The organism is Pseudomonas putida S13.1.2, from assembly GCF_000498395.2.
Lineage (GTDB): Bacteria > Pseudomonadota > Gammaproteobacteria > Pseudomonadales > Pseudomonadaceae > Aquipseudomonas > Aquipseudomonas putida_Q.
Window position 1 is genome coordinate 779,311 of the sequence record NZ_CP010979.1, and the last position, 17,334, is coordinate 796,644.

The 17,334-nt window shown below is 62.6% G+C and carries 20 protein-coding genes; 10 read left to right on the forward strand and 10 right to left on the reverse strand.

What is annotated here, in order from left to right; all coding sequences use genetic code 11:
* The first annotated feature begins 1 nt into the window (after position 1).
* Both N805_RS03325 and N805_RS03330 read left to right on the forward strand, forming a co-directional pair.
* Entirely contained in the window at positions 2 to 1,447 is a 1,446-nt protein-coding gene (locus tag N805_RS03325; RefSeq protein WP_019470671.1) for an ATPase domain-containing protein, read from the forward strand.
* 11 nt (positions 1,448 to 1,458) lie between these two features.
* Positions 1,459 to 1,812 carry a response regulator gene (locus tag N805_RS03330; protein ID WP_019470670.1) on the forward strand — a complete coding sequence of 118 codons (354 nt, stop codon included), beginning with the start codon at positions 1,459 to 1,461 and terminating at the stop codon, positions 1,810 to 1,812.
* 43 nt (positions 1,813 to 1,855) lie between these two features.
* On the opposite strand, the gene csrA is transcribed toward N805_RS03330, so the two are convergent.
* The 8 genes from csrA to N805_RS03365 all read right to left on the reverse strand — a co-directional run bounded on the left by csrA (position 1,856) and on the right by N805_RS03365 (position 7,687).
* A complete protein-coding gene (csrA, locus tag N805_RS03335; RefSeq protein ID WP_012051904.1) occupies positions 1,856 to 2,053 on the reverse strand; it encodes a carbon storage regulator CsrA in 198 nt (65 codons plus the stop codon).
* 253 nt (positions 2,054 to 2,306) lie between these two features.
* Complete coding sequence (locus N805_RS03340; RefSeq protein WP_019470669.1) at positions 2,307 to 3,329, reverse strand: DNA topoisomerase IB; 1,023 nt, start codon at positions 3,327 to 3,329, stop codon at positions 2,307 to 2,309.
* 57 nt (positions 3,330 to 3,386) lie between these two features.
* Positions 3,387 to 4,478, reverse strand: a complete 1,092-nt coding sequence (gene modC, locus N805_RS03345) for a molybdenum ABC transporter ATP-binding protein (protein ID WP_019470668.1) — start codon at positions 4,476 to 4,478, stop codon at positions 3,387 to 3,389.
* 1 nt (position 4,479) lies between these two features.
* Positions 4,480 to 5,160 (reverse strand): molybdate ABC transporter permease subunit, encoded by a 681-nt coding sequence (gene modB, locus N805_RS03350; RefSeq protein WP_019470667.1) that lies wholly within the window; start codon positions 5,158 to 5,160, stop codon positions 4,480 to 4,482.
* Positions 5,160 to 5,918: a molybdate ABC transporter substrate-binding protein gene (modA, locus tag N805_RS03355; protein WP_019470666.1), complete on the reverse strand. Its 759-nt coding sequence runs from the start codon at positions 5,916 to 5,918 to the stop codon at positions 5,160 to 5,162. Before modA ends, modB begins: the two co-directional genes overlap by 1 nt.
* Before the next feature lie 188 nt (positions 5,919 to 6,106).
* Positions 6,107 to 7,183 carry an NAD(P)H-dependent flavin oxidoreductase gene (locus N805_RS03360; protein ID WP_019470665.1) on the reverse strand — a complete coding sequence of 359 codons (1,077 nt, stop codon included), beginning with the start codon at positions 7,181 to 7,183 and terminating at the stop codon, positions 6,107 to 6,109.
* Between the two features lie 23 nt (positions 7,184 to 7,206).
* On the reverse strand, positions 7,207 to 7,377 hold the full coding sequence (locus tag N805_RS30680; RefSeq protein WP_016498959.1) for a hypothetical protein: 171 nt from the start codon (positions 7,375 to 7,377) through the stop codon (positions 7,207 to 7,209).
* A gap of 7 nt (positions 7,378 to 7,384) precedes the next feature.
* On the reverse strand, positions 7,385 to 7,687 hold the full coding sequence (locus N805_RS03365) for a DUF1883 domain-containing protein (protein WP_016487931.1): 303 nt from the start codon (positions 7,685 to 7,687) through the stop codon (positions 7,385 to 7,387).
* Positions 7,688 to 7,847: 160 nt separating this feature from the next.
* Here N805_RS03365 and N805_RS03370 point away from each other — a divergent pair, with 160 nt between their 5' ends.
* The 8 genes from N805_RS03370 (at position 7,848) to N805_RS03405 (ending at position 15,313) form a co-directional block, all read left to right on the forward strand.
* Complete coding sequence (locus N805_RS03370) at positions 7,848 to 8,207, forward strand: hypothetical protein (protein WP_019470664.1); 360 nt, start codon at positions 7,848 to 7,850, stop codon at positions 8,205 to 8,207.
* A gap of 77 nt (positions 8,208 to 8,284) precedes the next feature.
* Positions 8,285 to 8,935 (forward strand): c-type cytochrome, encoded by a 651-nt coding sequence (locus N805_RS03375; protein ID WP_019470663.1) that lies wholly within the window; start codon positions 8,285 to 8,287, stop codon positions 8,933 to 8,935.
* Positions 8,932 to 9,846, forward strand: coding sequence for a c-type cytochrome (locus N805_RS03380; RefSeq protein ID WP_019470662.1), 915 nt, complete (start codon positions 8,932 to 8,934; stop codon positions 9,844 to 9,846). The genes N805_RS03375 and N805_RS03380 overlap by 4 nt, the downstream gene beginning before the upstream one ends.
* Before the next feature lie 297 nt (positions 9,847 to 10,143).
* Positions 10,144 to 10,983 carry a UTP--glucose-1-phosphate uridylyltransferase GalU gene (gene galU, locus N805_RS03385; RefSeq protein WP_016487927.1) on the forward strand — a complete coding sequence of 280 codons (840 nt, stop codon included), beginning with the start codon at positions 10,144 to 10,146 and terminating at the stop codon, positions 10,981 to 10,983.
* A gap of 97 nt (positions 10,984 to 11,080) precedes the next feature.
* Positions 11,081 to 12,436, forward strand: coding sequence for a glutathione-disulfide reductase (gene gorA, locus N805_RS03390; RefSeq protein WP_019470661.1), 1,356 nt, complete (start codon positions 11,081 to 11,083; stop codon positions 12,434 to 12,436).
* A 268-nt stretch (positions 12,437 to 12,704) separates the two neighbouring features.
* Positions 12,705 to 13,268 (forward strand): alkyl hydroperoxide reductase subunit C, encoded by a 564-nt coding sequence (ahpC, locus tag N805_RS03395; RefSeq protein WP_004375926.1) that lies wholly within the window; start codon positions 12,705 to 12,707, stop codon positions 13,266 to 13,268.
* Positions 13,269 to 13,393: 125 nt separating this feature from the next.
* Complete coding sequence (ahpF, locus tag N805_RS03400; RefSeq protein WP_019470660.1) at positions 13,394 to 14,956, forward strand: alkyl hydroperoxide reductase subunit F; 1,563 nt, start codon at positions 13,394 to 13,396, stop codon at positions 14,954 to 14,956.
* Positions 14,957 to 15,124: 168 nt separating this feature from the next.
* Positions 15,125 to 15,313, forward strand: coding sequence for a hypothetical protein (locus N805_RS03405; protein ID WP_016498965.1), 189 nt, complete (start codon positions 15,125 to 15,127; stop codon positions 15,311 to 15,313).
* A 4-nt stretch (positions 15,314 to 15,317) separates the two neighbouring features.
* On the opposite strand, the gene N805_RS03410 is transcribed toward N805_RS03405, so the two are convergent.
* Together N805_RS03410 and sstT are read right to left on the reverse strand one after the other, a co-directional pair.
* Complete coding sequence (locus N805_RS03410) at positions 15,318 to 15,965, reverse strand: YceH family protein (protein ID WP_019473603.1); 648 nt, start codon at positions 15,963 to 15,965, stop codon at positions 15,318 to 15,320.
* A gap of 120 nt (positions 15,966 to 16,085) precedes the next feature.
* Entirely contained in the window at positions 16,086 to 17,297 is a 1,212-nt protein-coding gene (gene sstT / locus N805_RS03415) for a serine/threonine transporter SstT (protein ID WP_019473604.1), read from the reverse strand.
* Positions 17,298 to 17,334: the final 37 nt, after the last annotated feature.

Below are 17,334 nucleotides of genomic sequence, written 5' to 3' on the forward strand. Positions count from 1 at the left end.
CATGGCGCAGGCACTCAGGCGGTTGGTGACAGGTATCGAAGGGCTCGATGCGCTGCTCAAGGGTGGGCTGGTAGCCGGAGCCTCCTACATCATTCAAGGCCCGCCGGGTGCCGGCAAGACCATCCTGGCCAATCAGCTGGCCTGCGGGCACGTGCGCGCGGGAGGCCGGGTGCTGGTGGCCACTTTGCTGAGCGAGTCGCATGAGCGGCTGTTCCAGTACCTGGCGACCCTGGACTTTTTCGACCCGACCCTGGTCGGCGATCAGATACAGTTTGTCAGTGCCTTCGACACCCTGGAGCAGGAAGGGCTGGATGCCGTGGTGCGGCTGCTGCGCCAGGAAATCACCCGACAGCAGGCCAGCCTGCTGATCGTCGACGGTGTGCTCAATGCCCGGGTGCGTGCCGAAACCACGCTGGACACCAAGAAGTTTGTCTCCGAGCTGCAGGGCCATGCGGCCTTTGCCGGCTGCACCGTGCTGCTGCTCACCAGCGCGCGCCTGGACGAGGGCAGCCCGGAGCACACCATGGTCGATGGGGTGATCGAGCTGGGTGAGCAACTGGTGGGCAGCCGCGCCGTGCGCCATATCCAGCTGCGCAAGACCCGCGGCAGTGCGGCATTGTCGGGGCGCCACGAATGCCTCATCGACGAGGCCGGCATGCATGTCTACCCGCGTCTGGAGGCATTGTTCAGCCATCCCAGCCAGATGGGCAGCGGCACCTTGGCGCGTGTCAGCAGTGGGGTGCCAACCTTCGATGAGATGCTTGGCGGTGGCCTGGCCACGGGTTCGGTCAGCCTGTTGATCGGGCCTTCGGGTATTGGCAAGACGTCACTGGGCCTGGCCTTCCTGGCGGCCAGCACCCCGCAGGCGCCGGGGTTGCATTTCGGCTTCTACGAAACGCCCGAACGCCTGCGCAGCAAGGCTGCGTCGTTGGGTTACGATTTTGCTGCGATGGAACAGGGCGGTAGCTTGCAGCTGTGCTGGCAGCCGACCACCGAGGGCCTGCTGGACCAGGTCGGCGCGCGGCTGCTCGAGCTGGTTGCGGCGCGGGGCAGCAAGCGCGTGCTGATCGACAGCCTGGGTGCGTTCAGTCGCCTGGCCATCGACCCGACACGGCTCAATGCGTTTTTCCGCGCCATCGCTGGCGAGCTGCGCGCGCGTGATGTCAGCGTGATGCTGACCTGGGAAATGCGCGACATCTTCGGTGCCGAGATCAGCGCACCGGCCCCGGACCTGTCGAGTATCGTCGACAACCTGATGCTGATGCGCTTTGTCGAGCTGGACTCGCAACTACGGCGCATGATGTCGATTCTCAAGGTGCGTGACAGCCACCACGACCCAGCCTTGCACGAGCTGCTGATACAGCCGCAGGGCATTACCTTGCGCAGGGCATTCGAAGGCGCCTGCGGTGTGCTCTCGGGTACCCCCGTGCCCCAGGGGAGCGGGTGACGGATGAGCCAATGAACACCATCCTGATCGTTGATGACGAGTACCTGATCGCCGATATCCTCGGTTTTGCGTTGGAGGACGAGGGTTATCTGGTAGAAAAGGCCAGCAACGGCAGCAAGGCGCTGGAGGTGCTGAAGGAGAAGCGCTTTCAGCTGGTGATCACCGATTACATGATGCCGATGCTAAACGGTGAGGAGCTGGTACGTGCAATGCGTGAAGACCCGGCATTGAGCGAGTTGCCGGTCATTCTCATGAGCGGCGCGCAGGCCAGCCAAGGATGCCCGGCCCTGTTCGCCGCAGTATTCGACAAGCCCTTCGACATGGACGTGATGATTGCCAAGGTGCGTCAGTTGCTGGGCACCTGAGCCTGGCGATCGAGCGCATCCATGCACCCTGGGGGGGGTAGGCTCAGTGTGAGTCTTCGTGTTTTTCCGGGGCCGGGCTGCCGGCCTGGATACGCTTGAAGATCTCTTCGCGATGGACCTGGACATCTTTCGGTGCATCGATACCGATCCTCACCTGCATCCCTTTGACGCCCAGAATGGTGACTTTGATGTCATCGTTGATGACGATGCTTTCGCCAACCTTACGGGTGAGTATCAGCATGTAGTTCTCCTTGGTGATGTAAAAGTCCGCAGGGCTTGTTGCCACAGCGGCGGGAGCTTGTCCCTCTTCCTTCTCATTAAAGACGCTTTCGGCGGATAGGAATTCCCCGACAGACAAATTCTGTTGCGTGTCTTCACTTGCAGGGGCCGAAGCAAACCGTCAACGGTTTGTCGGCCAAGGTGCTCGATGGCAAGAATAGGGGGCTTGGCGGCTAATGGGAAATTTCTTCGCATCATGGACTAAATAGACAGGCTTAATGGCCATCCTGTTCCTCAAGTGCCTGAAGAAACAGCAACAAGGCCACTTCTTCCGGGTCCAGGCCTTTGCGCACACGGTTTTTTGGCAAGCTGGCCAGGCGCCCCAGCGCATAGTGCTCCAGCACCGCCGGGTGGATATAGCAGCGCCTGCATACGGCCGGCGTGTTGCCCAGGCGCGTTGCTACCTGGCGGACTATCGCCGCGACCTGGCGTTTGGCTTCACTCTCCGGCTCCCAGGCCAGTGGCTTCAGCAAATCCAGCGCCAAACTGCTGCCGGCCCAGGTGCGGTAATCCTTGGCGGTAAAGTCCGCGCCGGTCAGCTGCTGCAGAAACTGGTTCACCTCGCCCGAACCGACGCTATGGCGCTGGCCGTCTTCATCCAGATACTGAAACAGCGCCTGCCCAGGCAGCTCCATGCAGCGTTTGAGCAGGCTGGCCAGGCGCCGGTCGTTGAGGGTGACGTTGTGTTCGACGCCGCGCTTGCCGCGAAACTGGAAGCGGATGGTGCTGCCTTTGACTTGTACGTGGCGGTTGCGCAGGGTGGTCAGGCCGTACGACTGGTTATCGCGCAGGTAGCGCTGGTTGCCGATGCGGATCAGGGTGTGGTCCAGCAGGCTCACCACCAGCGCCATTACCTTTTCCCGGTCCAGCCCTGGGCGCGCCAGATGGGCTTCCAGCTGCCCACGCAGCTTTGGCAGCGCTTGGGCGAAGGCCAGCATGCGTCCGTACTTGTGCTGGTCGCGCAGTTCGCGCCACTGCGCGTGGTAGCGGTACTGCTTGCGGCCACGGGCATCACGGCCGGTTGCCTGCAAGTGGCCCTGCGGGTCGGTGCAGATCCACACATCGGTATAGGCCGGGGGGATTACCAGGGCGGCGATGCGCGCGAGGGTTTCGCTGTCGCGTACCCGCTGGCCATCGGTATCCAGGTAGATGAAACGGTCGCGCCAGCGGCGCCGGGTCAGGCCCGGCTGGCTGTCGTCAACGTAGTGCAGGGTGCGCGGCAGGGGGCAGTCGAGCATGGGATGCTGGCCTCGATCGGGTCACTGATCAATGGACAACACCTGTGCGCAGGATGCTCAGCCCAAAAGGGCCACCGACTTGATCTGGGCGAACAGTACCTGGCCTGGGTGCAAGCCGAGCTGGTCTGCCGAGAAGCGGGTAATGCGCGCAAGCAGGGCATTGCCACCGGCATCCAGGCTGACCAGCACATGCGCCGGGTTGGCCGCCGGGCGGCTTTCGCGCACTCGCACCGGCAGGCGGTTGAGGATGCTGGACGTGCTGTCTGCCGCCAGTGCCAGGCTTACGTCCCGGGCCTGCACCTTGACCCGCAGCGTGCTGCCCATCACCTGCGCAGGGTGGGCGATGCGCAGCAACGGCCCGCTGCCGCCGGGCAGGCGCAGGTCGAGCAGGTCGTAGTGCGGATCGTGCCCAACCACCATGCCCTCGAATACCACGCCAGCATCCTCGCCCTGGGCCAGCGACAGGTCGAGGCGGGCCAGGGTTTCGCCAATCGGGCCGCTGGCGACCACCTGACCTTGTTCAAGCAACACCAGGTGGTCGGCCAGCCGCGCCACTTCATCCTGAGCGTGGCTGACATACACCAGCGGGATGTCCAGTTCGTCGTGCAGGCGCTCAAGGTAGGGCAGGATTTCGCGCTTGCGCGGCCCGTCCAGCGCCGCCAGCGGCTCGTCCATCAGCAGCAGGCGCGGGCTGCTGAGCAGGGCACGGGCAATGCCCACCCGCTGCGCCTCGCCACCCGACAAGGTCGCCGGGCGGCGTTGCAGCAAATGGCCGATACCCAACAGCTTGCAAGCCTGGTCGAGGCTGACCTTGCGTTCGCCAGCCGCTACCCGGCGCCAGCCGAATTCCAGGTTGCCGCGCACAGACAGGTGCGGGAACAGGCTGGCCTCCTGGAACACGTAGCCCACCGGGCGCAGGTGCGGGGCCTGGAAGTAGCTGCGGGCGGTGTCTTCCCAGACTTCGCCGTTTACCTCGATGTACGCACTGGCGGCCCGTTCCAGGCCGGCCAGGCAGCGAAGGCAGCTGGTCTTGCCGGAGCCCGAGTGGCCGAACAGCGCGCTGATGCCGCGCCCGGGCAGGTGCAGGTCAACGTCAAGGGTAAAGTCATCGCGTGCCAGGTTCAGGCGCGCCACTATCGATGCGGTCATTTCAGCTCCAGCCAGCTTTGCCGCGGCGTCCGGCGTACAGCAGGAGCAGCACCAGGAAAGAGAACACCAGCATGGCACCGGCCAGCCAGTGGGCCTGCGTATACTCCATGGCCTCGACGTGATCGAAGATTTGCACCGACACCACGCGGGTCTTGTCGGGTATGTTGCCACCGATCATCAGCACCACGCCAAATTCACCCACGGTATGGGCGAAGCCGAGGATGCTGGCAGTGAGGAAGCCGGGTCGGGCCAGCGGCAGCACCACATGTACGAACGTGTCCCATGGGCTGGCGCGCAGGGTAGCGGCGACTTCCAGCGGGCGCTGGCCGATGGCGCCAAAGGCATTCTGCAGCGGTTGCACCACAAACGGCATGGAATACACCGTCGAACCGATCACCAGGCCCGTGAAGCTGAACACCACGCTGCCCAGGCCCAACGCCTGGGTAGCCTGGCCCAGCCAGCCGTGCGGGCCGAGGGCGATCAGCAGGTAAAAGCCGATCACCGTCGGTGGCAGTACCAGCGGCAGTGCCACCACTGCGCCCACCGGCCCGCGCAGCCATGAGCGCGTACGCGCCAGCCACCAGGCGATGGGTGTGCCGATAACCAGCAGGATCAGGGTGGTCAGGCTGGCCAGTTTGATGGTCAGCCAGATAGCACCCAGGTCACTGGCGTCCAGTGGCATCAGAGTTCATAGCCGTAGGACTTGATCACCGCAGCGGCTTTCGGGCCTTTGAGGTATTCGACCAGCGCCTTGGCGGCCGCATTGTCCTTGCCTTTGTTGAGGATCACCGCGTCCTGGCGGATTGGGTCGTGCAGGTTGGACGGTACGATCCAGGCCGAGCCGTTGGTTACCTTGCCGTCCTTGTAGATCTGCGACAGGGCAACGAAGCCCAGCTCGGCATTGCCGGTGGAGACGAACTGGAAGGCCTGGGTGATGTTCTGGCCTTCGACGATCTTGCCTTTGGTGGCTTCGGTGAGCTTCAGCTTGTCCAGCACCTGGGTGGCGGCCAGGCCGTAAGGTGCCGCTTTCGGGTTGGCGATGGACAGGTGTTTGTATTCGTTTTTCTTCAGTACGTCACCCTTGGCATCTACGTAGCCTTCCTTTGCCGACCACAGGGCCAGGGTGCCGATGGCGTAGGTGAAGCGCGACCCAGGGACGATTTCCTTTTCTTCTTCAAGTTTTTTCGGGGTGCTGTCGTCAGCGGCGAGGAACACTTCGAACGGTGCGCCGTTCTTGATCTGTGCGTAGAACTGGCCAGTGGCACCGTAGGCCGCGACCAGTTTGTGGCCGGTGTCTTTTTCGAAGTCTTTGGCAATGGCCTGGATGGGGGCTGTGAAGTTGGCTGCGACCGCGACCTGGACTTCGTCGGCCCAGGCGGTGTTGAAGACGAACAGGGTGGCCAGGGCAGTGACGGCCAAGTGGAATGGGCGGATACGCATGAAGACAGCTCCTTGGGGTTATCGTTATGTGCTGAACTATATAGCGATAGGCCATTTGCCGGGAAGGGGCTGGGTGATGCATTTGCAGGCTCGGCCTCTTCGCAGCACAAGGCAGCTCCTACAGGCGCCGCAACCTGTGTAGGAGCAGCCTTGTGCTGCGAAGAGGCCGAACCTGTATATGAAAATGCCTAACGATTAACCAAGGCCAGTGCCTTTTCGGCAATCTCCCGGGTCAGCTCCCCCGCAGGCATGTGCTTACCCAGCCGCAGGGCCTGCCCCGACCACAGGTTGCTGAAGTCACTGTTTCCCTGCGGATCGGTGATCGCCCGCAAAGGCATCAATGCCCCACCCGCCAGCGGAAAGCGCGGTGCCAGGTCGCTCATCGGCCCCAGCTCGCGCATGATGCGGTTGTTGATGCCACGCGCCGGTCGGCCGGTAAACAGGTTGGTCAACGCCGTGTCGCTGGCGGATGCGTTATCCAGCGCCTGGCGGTGCGCCGGCGAAACCTTGGCCTCGGGGCAGAACAGGTATGCCGTGCCGATCTGCACTGCCGAAGCGCCCAAGGCCAGTGCCGCCACCAGGCCGCGGTGGTCACCGATACCGCCTGCGGCAATCACCGGCACGCTGACCGCGTCCGCCACCTGCGGCACCAGGGCAAAGGTGCCGATCTGGCTGGTAATGTCGTCGCTGAGAAACATGCCCCGATGGCCGCCGGCTTCATACCCCATGGCGATGATCGCATCACAGTCATTGCGTTCCAGCCACACGGCTTCTTCCACCGTAGTGGCGCTGGACAGTACCTTGGCACCGCTGGCCTTCACCCGTTGCAGCAGGTCAGCCCTGGGCAGGCCGAAGTGGAAGCTCACCACCTCCGGGCGCAGTTGCTCGATCAGCTGGCAGCTTTGTTCGTCGAACGGCGCACGGTTGGACACTGGCGTAGGGGCGCTGAAATCGGCACCCGTTTCGCTGTAATAAGGCTTCAGGGCCTGCTTCCAGCGTGCATCGCGCTCGGCATCGGGCGCTGGCGGCTGGTGGCAGAAGAAGTTCAGGTTCAGCGGGCGGCCTGGGCAAGCGTTTCGAAAGGCCGCGATCTCGCCACGCACTTGTTCGCCTGTGAGCATGGCGCAGGGCAGGGCGCCAAGCCCCCCGGCGTTGGCCACGGCGATGGCCATGGCCGAACCGCTGGCACCGGCCATGGGCGCCTGGAGAATGGGCAACCCGATGCCCAACAGATCGAGGATACGACGGTCGGGCCAGTTGCTCATGCAGTTCTCCTTGGCGCGCAGCCTTACAGTGCCTTGCTCACCTGAATGTCGCTGATCTTGTCGGCGTCGTCGCCGTGGATCTTGCGCAGGGCATCGAGTGCCTGTTCCTGCGACGCGTCGGGCATGACGGCGAAATCCCAGCGGCGCTGGCCGTCGAGCTTGTATTTGATGACGTACTTGATGTTCTGGGTCATGGCAGTCTTATCTGAGTTTCGACGACGAGCGACGGATGATCTTGATCTTGTGGCTCAAGGTGGGCTTGCGCGTTACCGAGATCGGACGGGTGGTCACGGTGTCGATGGTGATGTTCCAGAAACCGGTGCTGGGTACCGTGATTTTGGCCGGGAAGTCAACGAACTGGCCGCCATGGTAGGTGTGACGGCCGCCGTTCTTGAAGCTGCGGAAATTGGCGTCGTTCATCAGGCGGATATTGCAGCGCTGGGAGCATTCGATAACGACAATGTCGTCCTCGTTGAGGTGCTCGCGCTGGTGTACGAATTTCATGTGATGCTCCGCAAGGTTTGGATCTGTAAAGGCAAAAGATACCACGATGTGTCGTTACACTGGCGCGCTCGATGGCCAGGCCCCGATAAATCTGGCAAGGCAGGGAGCAAAACTGCCTGGCTGCGGTCGAACAGGATTCTTGAAGGCTGAGGTGCTCTAAATGAAGTGGATGGTGGCGGTGTTGTCTGTGGCGCTGGGCGGTTGTGTCAGCGTTTCGGAGCTGGAGCAATCGCACGAAACGCTGGATGTGATTTCCGGCAAGACCCCACGTGAATATGCCGACTGCATCAAGCAGAAGCTGGCCGATACGCGCGATCCGCTGGTGGAAGAGCCGCGGGGCGACGGCCTGCGCCTGATCGTGCCGCAGAAGATCAGCTCTGGGGTAGGCCCGGCGGCGTTGGTGGACATCGACAAGCGTGGCAGCGGCAGCAGCATCAAGCTGCGTGAGCGGCTGAACAACTTCCCCCTGCGCCTGGGCGATGTGCGCACGGCGGCCACCCAATGCATCTCCGGACATTGATCTGAGGCAACCGATCTTCCTGTCTTTGCTTATATGTTTTAAGCCTAAACATATAACAAAAGAAAAGGAGATTCGTGATGACACCGTTCAGACGCGTCCTGATCGGCAGCCTGCTGATCCTGGCCTGGCCCACGGCGCATGCCGTCGATGGCCAGAAAGTCTTCACCCAGGGTGGGGCCAACCCCGCCGCCATGGCTTGCCTCGGGTGCCATGGCCCGGACGGCAAGGGCATTGCCGCTGCCGGCTTTCCTCGTCTGGCCGGGCTGCCGGCCGGTTACCTCAGCAAGCAGTTGCACGATTGGCGCAGCGGTAGCCGCAAGCAACCTGTGATGGAGCCGTTGGCCAAAGCCCTGACCGAGGATGAAATCAAGGCGGTGAGTGCCTACCTCGCCAGCCTGCCGGCCGATCCCGCCGGCAACCTGTGGCGCCAGCAGATTGCCGATGACCCTACCACCCGCATGGCCCTGTACGGCGACTGGAGTCGGCAGATTCCGGGCTGTGTGCAGTGCCATGGGCCTGGCGGCGGTGGGGTTGGCGAACACTTCCCGCCTTTGGCCGGCCAGCCTGCCAGTTACCTGGTGGCGCAGCTCAATGCCTGGCGCGACGGCAGCCGCAGCAATGACCCCAACCAGCTGATGGTCGGTGTGGCCAAGGCCATGACCGATGACGAGATCAAGGCTGTGGCCGAGTTCTTCGCGCGCTCCGCCAGCCAGGAGGTCGCGCCATGAAGCCGATGATTCCAGCCTTGTTGTTGCTGGCCATGAGCAGTGCCCAGGCCGCCCCGATCGCCATGGAAGACCAGTCGCAACTGAAGGTGCCCGGCATGCAGGCCGCGCCGCAGTTTGTACCGCCCGCTGAAAGCGAGTTGCCCGCCAATGCCTTTGGCAAGATGGTGCGCGAGGGCCATGCCCTGTTTGTCGATACGCGCCGGCTGATGCCCGAGGCCGTGGGCAACGGCATGAACTGCAGTAACTGCCACCTCGACCAGGGGCGCCTGGCGCATTCGGCGCCGATGTGGGGCGCCTACCCGATGTACCCCGCGTACCGCAAGAAGAACGACAAGGTGAATACCTATGCAGAGCGTATCCAGGGGTGTTTCCAGTTCAGCATGAATGGCAAGCCACCTGCCGCCGACAGCCCGCAGATGACGGCACTGGCGACCTATGCGTACTGGCTGTCGACCAAGGCGCCAACGGGCGTGGAGATTGCCGGCCGTGGTTACCCCGAGGTGCCGCAGCCCGAGGGCGGCTATGACTTCAAGCGGGGCCAGCAGGTGTACCGCGAGCAATGCGCGATTTGCCATGGCGACAACGGCGAAGGGCAGAAGGTGGCCGGTGAGTACGTGATGCCGCCGCTGTGGGGCAAGGACTCCTACAACTGGGGCGCTGGTATGCACCGCATCAACACGGCGGCCTCGTTCATCAAGTACAACATGCCGCTGGGCAAGCCGGGCAGCCTCAGCGATCAGCAGGCCTGGGACGTTGCCGCGTGGGTCAACCGCCATGAACGGCCGCAGGACCCGCGGTTGGTGGAGGGCTCCATCGAGAAGACACGGGTGAAGTTCCATGCCAATGACGGCGTGAACCTGTATGGTCAGAAGGTAGATGGGGTGCTGATCGGGCAGGGCACCGGTAGCTGATGCAGCGCCTGTGCCGGCCTGTTCGCGGGTGAACCCGCTCCCACAGATTTGTGCAGAGCTCAAGCCTGTTGCGCTACCTGTGGGAGTGGGTTTACCCGCGAAAGGGCCGGTCCAGGCACCCTGATTTTGCTGTCATCCGCCCGTCATGTATGACGGTAATATTTACGATCCCCCGGAACTATCTACACTGGGTTATCTCTATGATGGCATCGGTCGCTATCAGGGGCATTGTAAGGTAAGTGCCGCCTGATTAGACTGCGCCGAATTCCACAGGCCTAGCCTTTGTTAAGGACGTATATGATCAAAAAATGCTTGTTCCCGGCGGCCGGCTACGGCACTCGCTTCCTGCCCGCTACCAAAGCCATGCCCAAGGAAATGCTGCCGGTGGTCAACAAGCCACTGATCCAGTATGGCGTTGAAGAAGCATTGGACGCCGGTCTGAACGAAATCTCCATCGTGACCGGTCGCGGCAAGCGCGCCCTGGAAGACCACTTCGACATCAGCTACGAGCTAGAAAACCAGATCAAGGGCACCGACAAGGAAAAATACCTGGTGGGTATCCGTCGCCTGCTCGACGAGTGCTCGTTCTCCTACACCCGCCAGACCGAAATGAAAGGCCTGGGCCACGCGATTCTCACCGGCCGCCCGCTGATTGGCGACGAGCCGTTTGCCGTGGTGCTGGCGGACGACCTGTGCGTCAACCTGGACGGTGACGGTGTGCTGGCGCAGATGGTCAAGCTGTTCAAGCAATACCGCTGCTCGATCGTCGCGATCCAGGAAGTCGACCCGCAGGAAACCAACAAATATGGCGTCATTGCCGGCGAGGAGATCCGTGACGGTATCTTCCGTGTGGACTCGATGGTCGAGAAGCCCAAGCCTGAAGATGCGCCGTCGAACCTGGCCATCATCGGCCGCTACATCCTGACCCCGGATATCTTCGAGAAGATCGAGCAGACCGAGCCGGGCAAGGGTGGCGAGATCCAGATCACCGACGCGCTGATGAAGCAAGCGGCCGAAGGAAACGTGATCGCCTACAAGTTCAAGGGCAAGCGTTTCGACTGCGGTGGTGCCGAAGGCTACATCGAGGCGACCAACTTCTGCTTCGAGAACTTCTACAAGGCTGGCAAGGCTTACTGATAAGCCCAGCTGGTACGAGAGCCACCCTTCGGGGTGGCTTTTTTGTTTGCGGTGGCCAACGGCGTTATGCTGTGCGCCTGCCTAGGAGACTGAATACATGGCCTACGATTTTGATCTGTTCGTGATTGGTGCCGGGTCCGGCGGTGTGCGCGCAGCACGCTTTGCCGCGGGCTTCGGCGCAAAAGTGGCAGTGGCCGAAAGCCGCTACCTGGGTGGCACCTGCGTCAACGTCGGCTGCGTGCCGAAAAAACTGCTGGTGTACGGCGCGCATGTCGCGGATGAACTGGAGCAGGCCGCAGGTTACGGTTGGTCCCTGGAAGAAGGGCATTTCGACTGGGGCACCCTGATTGCCAACAAGAACCGCGAGATCGAGCGCCTCAACGGCATCTACCGCAACCTGCTGGTCAACAGCGGCGTCACCCTGCTGCAAGGCCACGCACGCCTGACCGGCGCTAATGAAGTGGAAGTGGAAGGCCAACGCTACACCGCCGAGCACATCCTCATCGCTACCGGTGGCTGGCCGCAGATCCCGGACATCCCGGGCAAGGAACTGGCGATCACCTCCAACGAAGCCTTCTACCTCAAAGACCTGCCACGTCGGGTGCTGGTGGTGGGCGGTGGCTACATTGCCGTCGAGTTCGCGGGCATCTTCCAGGGCCTGGGGGCCGACACCACGCTGCTGTACCGTGGCGACCTGTTCCTGCGCGGCTTCGATGGCTCGGTGCGCACACACCTGAAGGAAGAACTGGAAAAGCGCGGCCTCGACCTGCAGTTCAATGCCGATATCCAGCGTATCGACAAACTTGAAGATGGCAGCCTCAAGGCCACCCTCAAGGACGGCCGCGAGCTGGTTGCAGACTGTGTGTTCTACGCCACAGGGCGGCGCCCGATGCTGGACAACCTGGGCCTGGAAAACACCGGTGTCGAGCTGGATGCGCGTGGTTACATTCGTGTCGATGAGCAGTATCAGACGACTGCGCCTTCGATCCTGGCCATTGGCGATGTCATCGGCCGTGTGCAGCTTACCCCGGTGGCCCTTGCCGAAGGCATGGCCGTGGCACGGCGCCTGTTCAAGCCGGAGCAGTACCGCCCGGTGGACTACCAGAACATCCCGACGGCGGTGTTCAGCCAGCCGCCTATCGGTACTGTCGGCCTGACCGAGGAGCAGGCGCTGGAGGCCGGGCACCAGGTGCAGGTGTTCGAAAGCCGCTTCCGCGCCATGAAGCTGACCCTGACCGACATTCAGGAAAAGACCCTGATGAAATTGGTGGTCGATGCCGAGACCGACAAGGTGCTGGGGTGCCACATGGTTGGCCCTGACGCCGGCGAGATCATCCAGGGCCTGGGCATTGCCCTGAAGGCCGGGGCGACCAAGCAGCAGTTCGACGAAACCATTGGCGTGCACCCGACGGCGGCCGAAGAGTTCGTGACCATGCGCACAGTCACTCGTTAACGCCACTGGCCTCATCGCCGGCAAGCCAGCTCCCACAGGTATTGCACAAGTCCATGGGCCTGCGCTGTACCTGTGGGAGCTGGCTTGCCGGCGATGGGGCCAATGAATGCAGCGCAATCCTTTGCTCAGCCCATTCCCTTCTATTAATTAACCCCGGTTATAGCCAAAACCAATCGCAAGCATGAGCTTTGCCAATGAGCCTTCAGCGGGATGATTAGTTAGGATTCTATCCATCAACTGATTCCAACCCCATGAAGGAGCGTCTCTCATGCCAATCATCAACAGCCAAGTCAAACCGTTCAACGCCACCGCCTACCACAAGGGCGAGTTCGTCCAGGTCAGCGAAGCCGACCTGAAAGGCAAGTGGTCTGTCGTGTTCTTCTACCCGGCTGACTTCACCTTCGTCTGCCCGACCGAGCTGGGTGACCTTGCCGACAACTACGCCGAGTTCCAGAAACTGGGTGTAGAAATCTACGGCGTGTCCACCGACACCCACTTCACCCACAAAGCCTGGCACGACACTTCGGACACCATCGGCAAGATCCAATACCCGCTGATCGGTGACCCGACCCATGTCATTTCGCGCAACTTCGACGTGCTGATCGAAGAAGCCGGCCTGGCCGATCGCGGTACCTTCGTGATCAACCCGGAAGGCCAGATCAAGATCGTCGAACTGAACGACGGTGGTGTAGGCCGCGATGCTGCCGAACTGCTGCGTAAAGTGAAGGCTGCCCAGTACGTGGCCGCCCACCCGGGCGAAGTGTGCCCGGCCAAGTGGAAAGAAGGCGAAGCGACTCTCGCCCCGTCCCTGGACCTGGTTGGCAAGATCTAAGACTGTGAGCCAGTCGCGGGCGGTACTCAGCCGCCAAAGCTGAAGTTGTTACCGCCCCGTCAAACGCCCGGGCGACATCGCCTGGGCGTTTTTGTATCCGAGTTTTGAAAAAAGGAATCGCCCGTATGTTGGACGCCACGCTTAAATCGCAACTGAAAACCTACCTGGAGCGGGTCACCCAGCCGATCGAGATCGTAGCCTCCCTCGACGACGGCGCGAAGTCCCGCGAATTGCACGACCTGCTGGTGGAAATTGCCGGTTTGTCGAACCTCATTACCTTCAGCGCGGACGGTACCGATGCCCGTCGCCCGTCGTTCTCGCTGAACCGCCCGGGTAGCGATATCAGCCTGCGCTTCGCCGGCATACCCATGGGCCACGAATTCACCTCGCTGGTGCTGGCGCTGCTGCAAGTCGGCGGCCACCCGTCCAAAGCCAGTGCCGAAGTGATCGAACAGATCCAGGCGCTGCAAGGCGAGTTCACCTTCGAAACCTACTTCTCACTGTCGTGCCAGAACTGCCCGGACGTGGTCCAGGCGCTGAACCTGATGGCAGTGCTCAACCCTAATGTGCGCCATGTGGCCATCGACGGTGCGCTGTTCCAGGACGAAGTGGAATCGCGCAAGATCATGGCGGTGCCAAGCGTGTACCTGAACGGCGAGGTGTTCGGCCAGGGCCGCATGGGCCTGGAAGAAATCCTTGGCAAGATCGACACCAATGCCGGCGCTCGCCAGGCCGAGAAGATCAACGCCAAGGACGCTTTCGATGTACTGGTGGTCGGCGGTGGCCCAGCCGGCGCGGCAGCGGCCATCTACGCCGCACGTAAAGGCATCCGCACCGGTGTCGCCGCCGAGCGTTTCGGCGGCCAGGTGCTCGATACCCTGGCCATCGAAAACTTCATCTCGGTGCAGGAAACCGAAGGGCCGAAGCTGGCCACGGCACTGGAAGAACACGTCAAGCAATACGACGTGGACATCATGAACCTGCAGCGCGGCGAAGCGCTGATTCCGGCCACCGATGGCGGCCTGCATGAAGTACGCCTGGCCGGCGGTGCCTCGCTCAAGGCCAAGACCGTGATCCTGGCCACCGGTGCCCGCTGGCGCGAAATGAACGTGCCGGGCGAGCAGGAGTACCGTGGCCGTGGCGTGGCCTACTGCCCGCACTGTGACGGCCCGCTGTTCAAAGGCAAGCGCGTGGCGGTGATTGGCGGCGGTAACTCAGGCGTGGAAGCGGCGATCGACCTGGCCGGTATCGTTGCCCAGGTGACGCTGATCGAATTCGACAGCCAGCTGCGTGCCGATGCGGTGTTGCAACGCAAGCTGCACAGCCTGCCGAACGTGAAAGTGATCACCAGCGCGCTGACCACCGAGGTGCTGGGCAATGGTGAGAAAGTGAGCGGCCTGCGCTACAAGGACCGCACCACCGACCAGCAGCACGAGGTGGCGCTGGAAGGCATCTTCGTGCAGATCGGCCTGCTGCCGAACACCGATTGGCTGAAGGGCACCGTCGAGCTGTCGCCGCGTGGCGAAATCATCGTCGATGCCAAGGGCCAGACCAGCATCCCGGGTGTGTTTGCCGCCGGTGACGTGACTACCGTGCCGTACAAGCAGATCGTGATTGCTGTGGGTGAAGGGGCCAAGGCTTCGCTGGCGGCCTTCGATCACCTGATTCGTACTTCGGCACCGGCATAAGCCTGTACCGGCCTCTTCGCGGCTAAAGCCGCTCCCACAGGGACCGCACAGACTTCAAAATCTGTGCAGTACCTGTGGGAGCGGCTTTAGCCGCGAAAGGGCCGGTCCAGGCAAAGAAGAACCCGAGGGTGTCTATGATTAGTGCAGATCCCCTCAGGAATCACACCCATGACCCTGATCAGCCGCGAACCCTGGTGGTTAGTCCCCCCAAAGCCTGGCCAGCAAGAACAGGACCTGCACTGGGGTTACCTGGAAATCTACGCCGACGGCCGCACCGTGTTCGTCGACCAGCGCCCCAGTGACCGGGAGCTGGCCGAACGCAAGAGCTGCCGCAACTTCCCCGACCGCGAGCCGTGACGGCTCAGCCTTCCAGCTCGGCCAGGCGTGCCTCCAGCGCCGCGATACGGGCTTCGAGGGCTTCGATGCGGTCTTCCGAGACACTGCCGCCACTGCTGCGCGCACCACCTTCCTGTTGACGTGCAGCGAGGATCACCTCGATCTCTGCCGGGTCGCCCAGGGCGTGGGTGTAGCGGTCTTCACGCTGGCCGGCCAGGCGTGGCAGATGCAAGGCCAGGCCCCGCGAGATCAGGCGCTCCAGCTGGTGCTGGATCTGATCGGTGTCGTCGAAGTCGTGCAGGCGGTTGCTGCGGGTCAGCAGTTCGTTGAGGGTTTGCGGGCCACGCAGGAACATCAGGCCCATCAGTATCAGCTGGGCCGGCACCAGCTCCAGTGCCTTGTCCACCCGTTGTTCCCAGCGGTCGGCACGGCTGCCCATCTGCAGGCGGGTCATGTCCTGCCCTTCGAGGGCGCGCAAGGCCTGGCCGACCTGGCCTTGGGTCAGGTTCATCACCGGCTCGCGGCTGGTCTTCTGGTTGCAGGCCAGGACCAGTGCATTGAGGGTCAGCGGGTAGCTTTCCGGGCTGGTGGCCTGCTTTTCGATCAGCGAACCGAGAATGCGGATCTCAACGCTGTTGAAGCGGCCTTCACCTGCGGTTTCGTGTTCTGACATGGCCCTGTCTCATTACTGGGGAAAGGCCACTAGCCTAGGTAATGCGCCTGGCTTAAGCAATCACTGACATCACCGCTGGTAGGCTTGCCTGCGAGGGGCCGCACAGCGGCCCCTTGTTCCTCAAGCGTTACGCCGCTCTTCGGCTTGGCAAGCTGCCGCTGTGAACAGCACGTCGGTCGACGAATTGAGCGCTGTCTCGGCCGAATCCTGCAACACGCCAATAATGAAGCCCACCGCCACCACCTGCATGGCAATTTCACTGGGGATGCCAAACAGGCTGCACGCCAGCGGAATCAGCAGCAGCGAGCCGCCGGCCACACCCGAGGCGCCGCAGGCGCACACCGCCGCCACCACGCTGAGCAGCACGGCCGTCGGCAGGTCAACCGGGATACCCAGGGTATGCACCGCAGCCAGGGTCAGCACGGTAATGGTGATTGCTGCACCGGCCATGTTGATGGTTGCGCCCAGCGGGATCGACACCGAATAGGTGTCTTCATGCAGGCCAAGGCGCTCCGACAGTGCCAGGTTGACCGGGATGTTGGCCGCCGAGCTGCGGGTGAAGAACGCGGTAATGCCGCTTTCGCGCAGGCACAGCAGGGTGAGTGGGTAAGGGTTGCGGCGAATCTTCCAGAACACGATCAGCGGGTTCATCACCAGCGCCACGAACAGCATGCAGCCGATCAGCACAGCCAGCAGGTGCAGGTAGCCGAGCAGTGCGTCAAGGCCAGACTGGGCAAGCGTGGAGCTGACCAGGCCAAAAATGCCCAGCGGGGCGAAGCGGATGACCACGCGCACGATCAGGGTCACGCCATTGGACAAGTCTTCGACCACGGTACGGGTGGTTTCGCCAGCATGGCGCAGGGCTACGCCCAGGCCGATTGCCCAGGTCAGCACGCCGATGAAGTTGGCGTTGAGCAGGGCATTGATCGGGTTGTCGACCGCGCTCAGCAGCAGGTTCTGCATCACCTCGGTGATGCCGCCCGGCGCGCTCAGCGTTGCCTCGCCAGTGCTCAGCACCAGGCTGGACGGGAACAGCATGCTGGCGACCACGGCCACCACCGCTGCGGCGAAGGTGCCCAGCAGGTACAGCCAGAGGATCGGGCGGATATGGGTTTCCTGGCCGTGGCGGTGGTTGGCGATCGAGGCCATGACCAGGACGAACACCAGCACGGGCGCCACGGCCTTCAGGGCGCTGACGAACACCTTGCCAAGGAAGGCCAGGTCGCGGGCAATGCCAGGCGCGAGCAGGGCAAGGGCGATGCCGGCGAGCAGGCCGATGACGATCTGTGTCACCAGGCTGGTGCGGTTGAGGAGGCGGAAGACGGGGGTCATGTGCAGCGGTATCTCGGAATCTGGAAAGGGCGAGACT

What these genes read in the sequence shown, in the direction of transcription:
- N805_RS03375 (WP_019470663.1), top strand. Translation starts at nt 8,285, where the DNA reads ATGACACCGTTCAGACGCGTCCTGATCGGCAGCCTGCTGATCCTGGCC.
- sstT (WP_019473604.1), bottom strand. Translation starts at nt 17,297, where the DNA reads ATGACCCCCGTCTTCCGCCTCCTCAACCGCACCAGCCTGGTGACACAG.
- modC (WP_019470668.1), bottom strand. Translation starts at nt 4,478, where the DNA reads ATGACCGCATCGATAGTGGCGCGCCTGAACCTGGCACGCGATGACTTT.
- N805_RS03325 (WP_019470671.1), top strand. Translation starts at nt 2, where the DNA reads ATGGCGCAGGCACTCAGGCGGTTGGTGACAGGTATCGAAGGGCTCGAT.
- csrA (WP_012051904.1), bottom strand. Translation starts at nt 2,053, where the DNA reads ATGCTGATACTCACCCGTAAGGTTGGCGAAAGCATCGTCATCAACGAT.
- N805_RS03405 (WP_016498965.1), top strand. Translation starts at nt 15,125, where the DNA reads ATGACCCTGATCAGCCGCGAACCCTGGTGGTTAGTCCCCCCAAAGCCT.
- N805_RS03365 (WP_016487931.1), bottom strand. Translation starts at nt 7,687, where the DNA reads ATGAAATTCGTACACCAGCGCGAGCACCTCAACGAGGACGACATTGTC.
- modA (WP_019470666.1), bottom strand. Translation starts at nt 5,918, where the DNA reads ATGCGTATCCGCCCATTCCACTTGGCCGTCACTGCCCTGGCCACCCTG.
- N805_RS03340 (WP_019470669.1), bottom strand. Translation starts at nt 3,329, where the DNA reads ATGCTCGACTGCCCCCTGCCGCGCACCCTGCACTACGTTGACGACAGC.
- ahpF (WP_019470660.1), top strand. Translation starts at nt 13,394, where the DNA reads ATGTTGGACGCCACGCTTAAATCGCAACTGAAAACCTACCTGGAGCGG.
- N805_RS30680 (WP_016498959.1), bottom strand. Translation starts at nt 7,377, where the DNA reads ATGACCCAGAACATCAAGTACGTCATCAAATACAAGCTCGACGGCCAG.
- galU (WP_016487927.1), top strand. Translation starts at nt 10,144, where the DNA reads ATGATCAAAAAATGCTTGTTCCCGGCGGCCGGCTACGGCACTCGCTTC.
- gorA (WP_019470661.1), top strand. Translation starts at nt 11,081, where the DNA reads ATGGCCTACGATTTTGATCTGTTCGTGATTGGTGCCGGGTCCGGCGGT.
- ahpC (WP_004375926.1), top strand. Translation starts at nt 12,705, where the DNA reads ATGCCAATCATCAACAGCCAAGTCAAACCGTTCAACGCCACCGCCTAC.
- N805_RS03410 (WP_019473603.1), bottom strand. Translation starts at nt 15,965, where the DNA reads ATGTCAGAACACGAAACCGCAGGTGAAGGCCGCTTCAACAGCGTTGAG.
- N805_RS03370 (WP_019470664.1), top strand. Translation starts at nt 7,848, where the DNA reads ATGAAGTGGATGGTGGCGGTGTTGTCTGTGGCGCTGGGCGGTTGTGTC.
- N805_RS03360 (WP_019470665.1), bottom strand. Translation starts at nt 7,183, where the DNA reads ATGAGCAACTGGCCCGACCGTCGTATCCTCGATCTGTTGGGCATCGGG.
- modB (WP_019470667.1), bottom strand. Translation starts at nt 5,160, where the DNA reads ATGCCACTGGACGCCAGTGACCTGGGTGCTATCTGGCTGACCATCAAA.
- N805_RS03380 (WP_019470662.1), top strand. Translation starts at nt 8,932, where the DNA reads ATGAAGCCGATGATTCCAGCCTTGTTGTTGCTGGCCATGAGCAGTGCC.
- N805_RS03330 (WP_019470670.1), top strand. Translation starts at nt 1,459, where the DNA reads ATGAACACCATCCTGATCGTTGATGACGAGTACCTGATCGCCGATATC.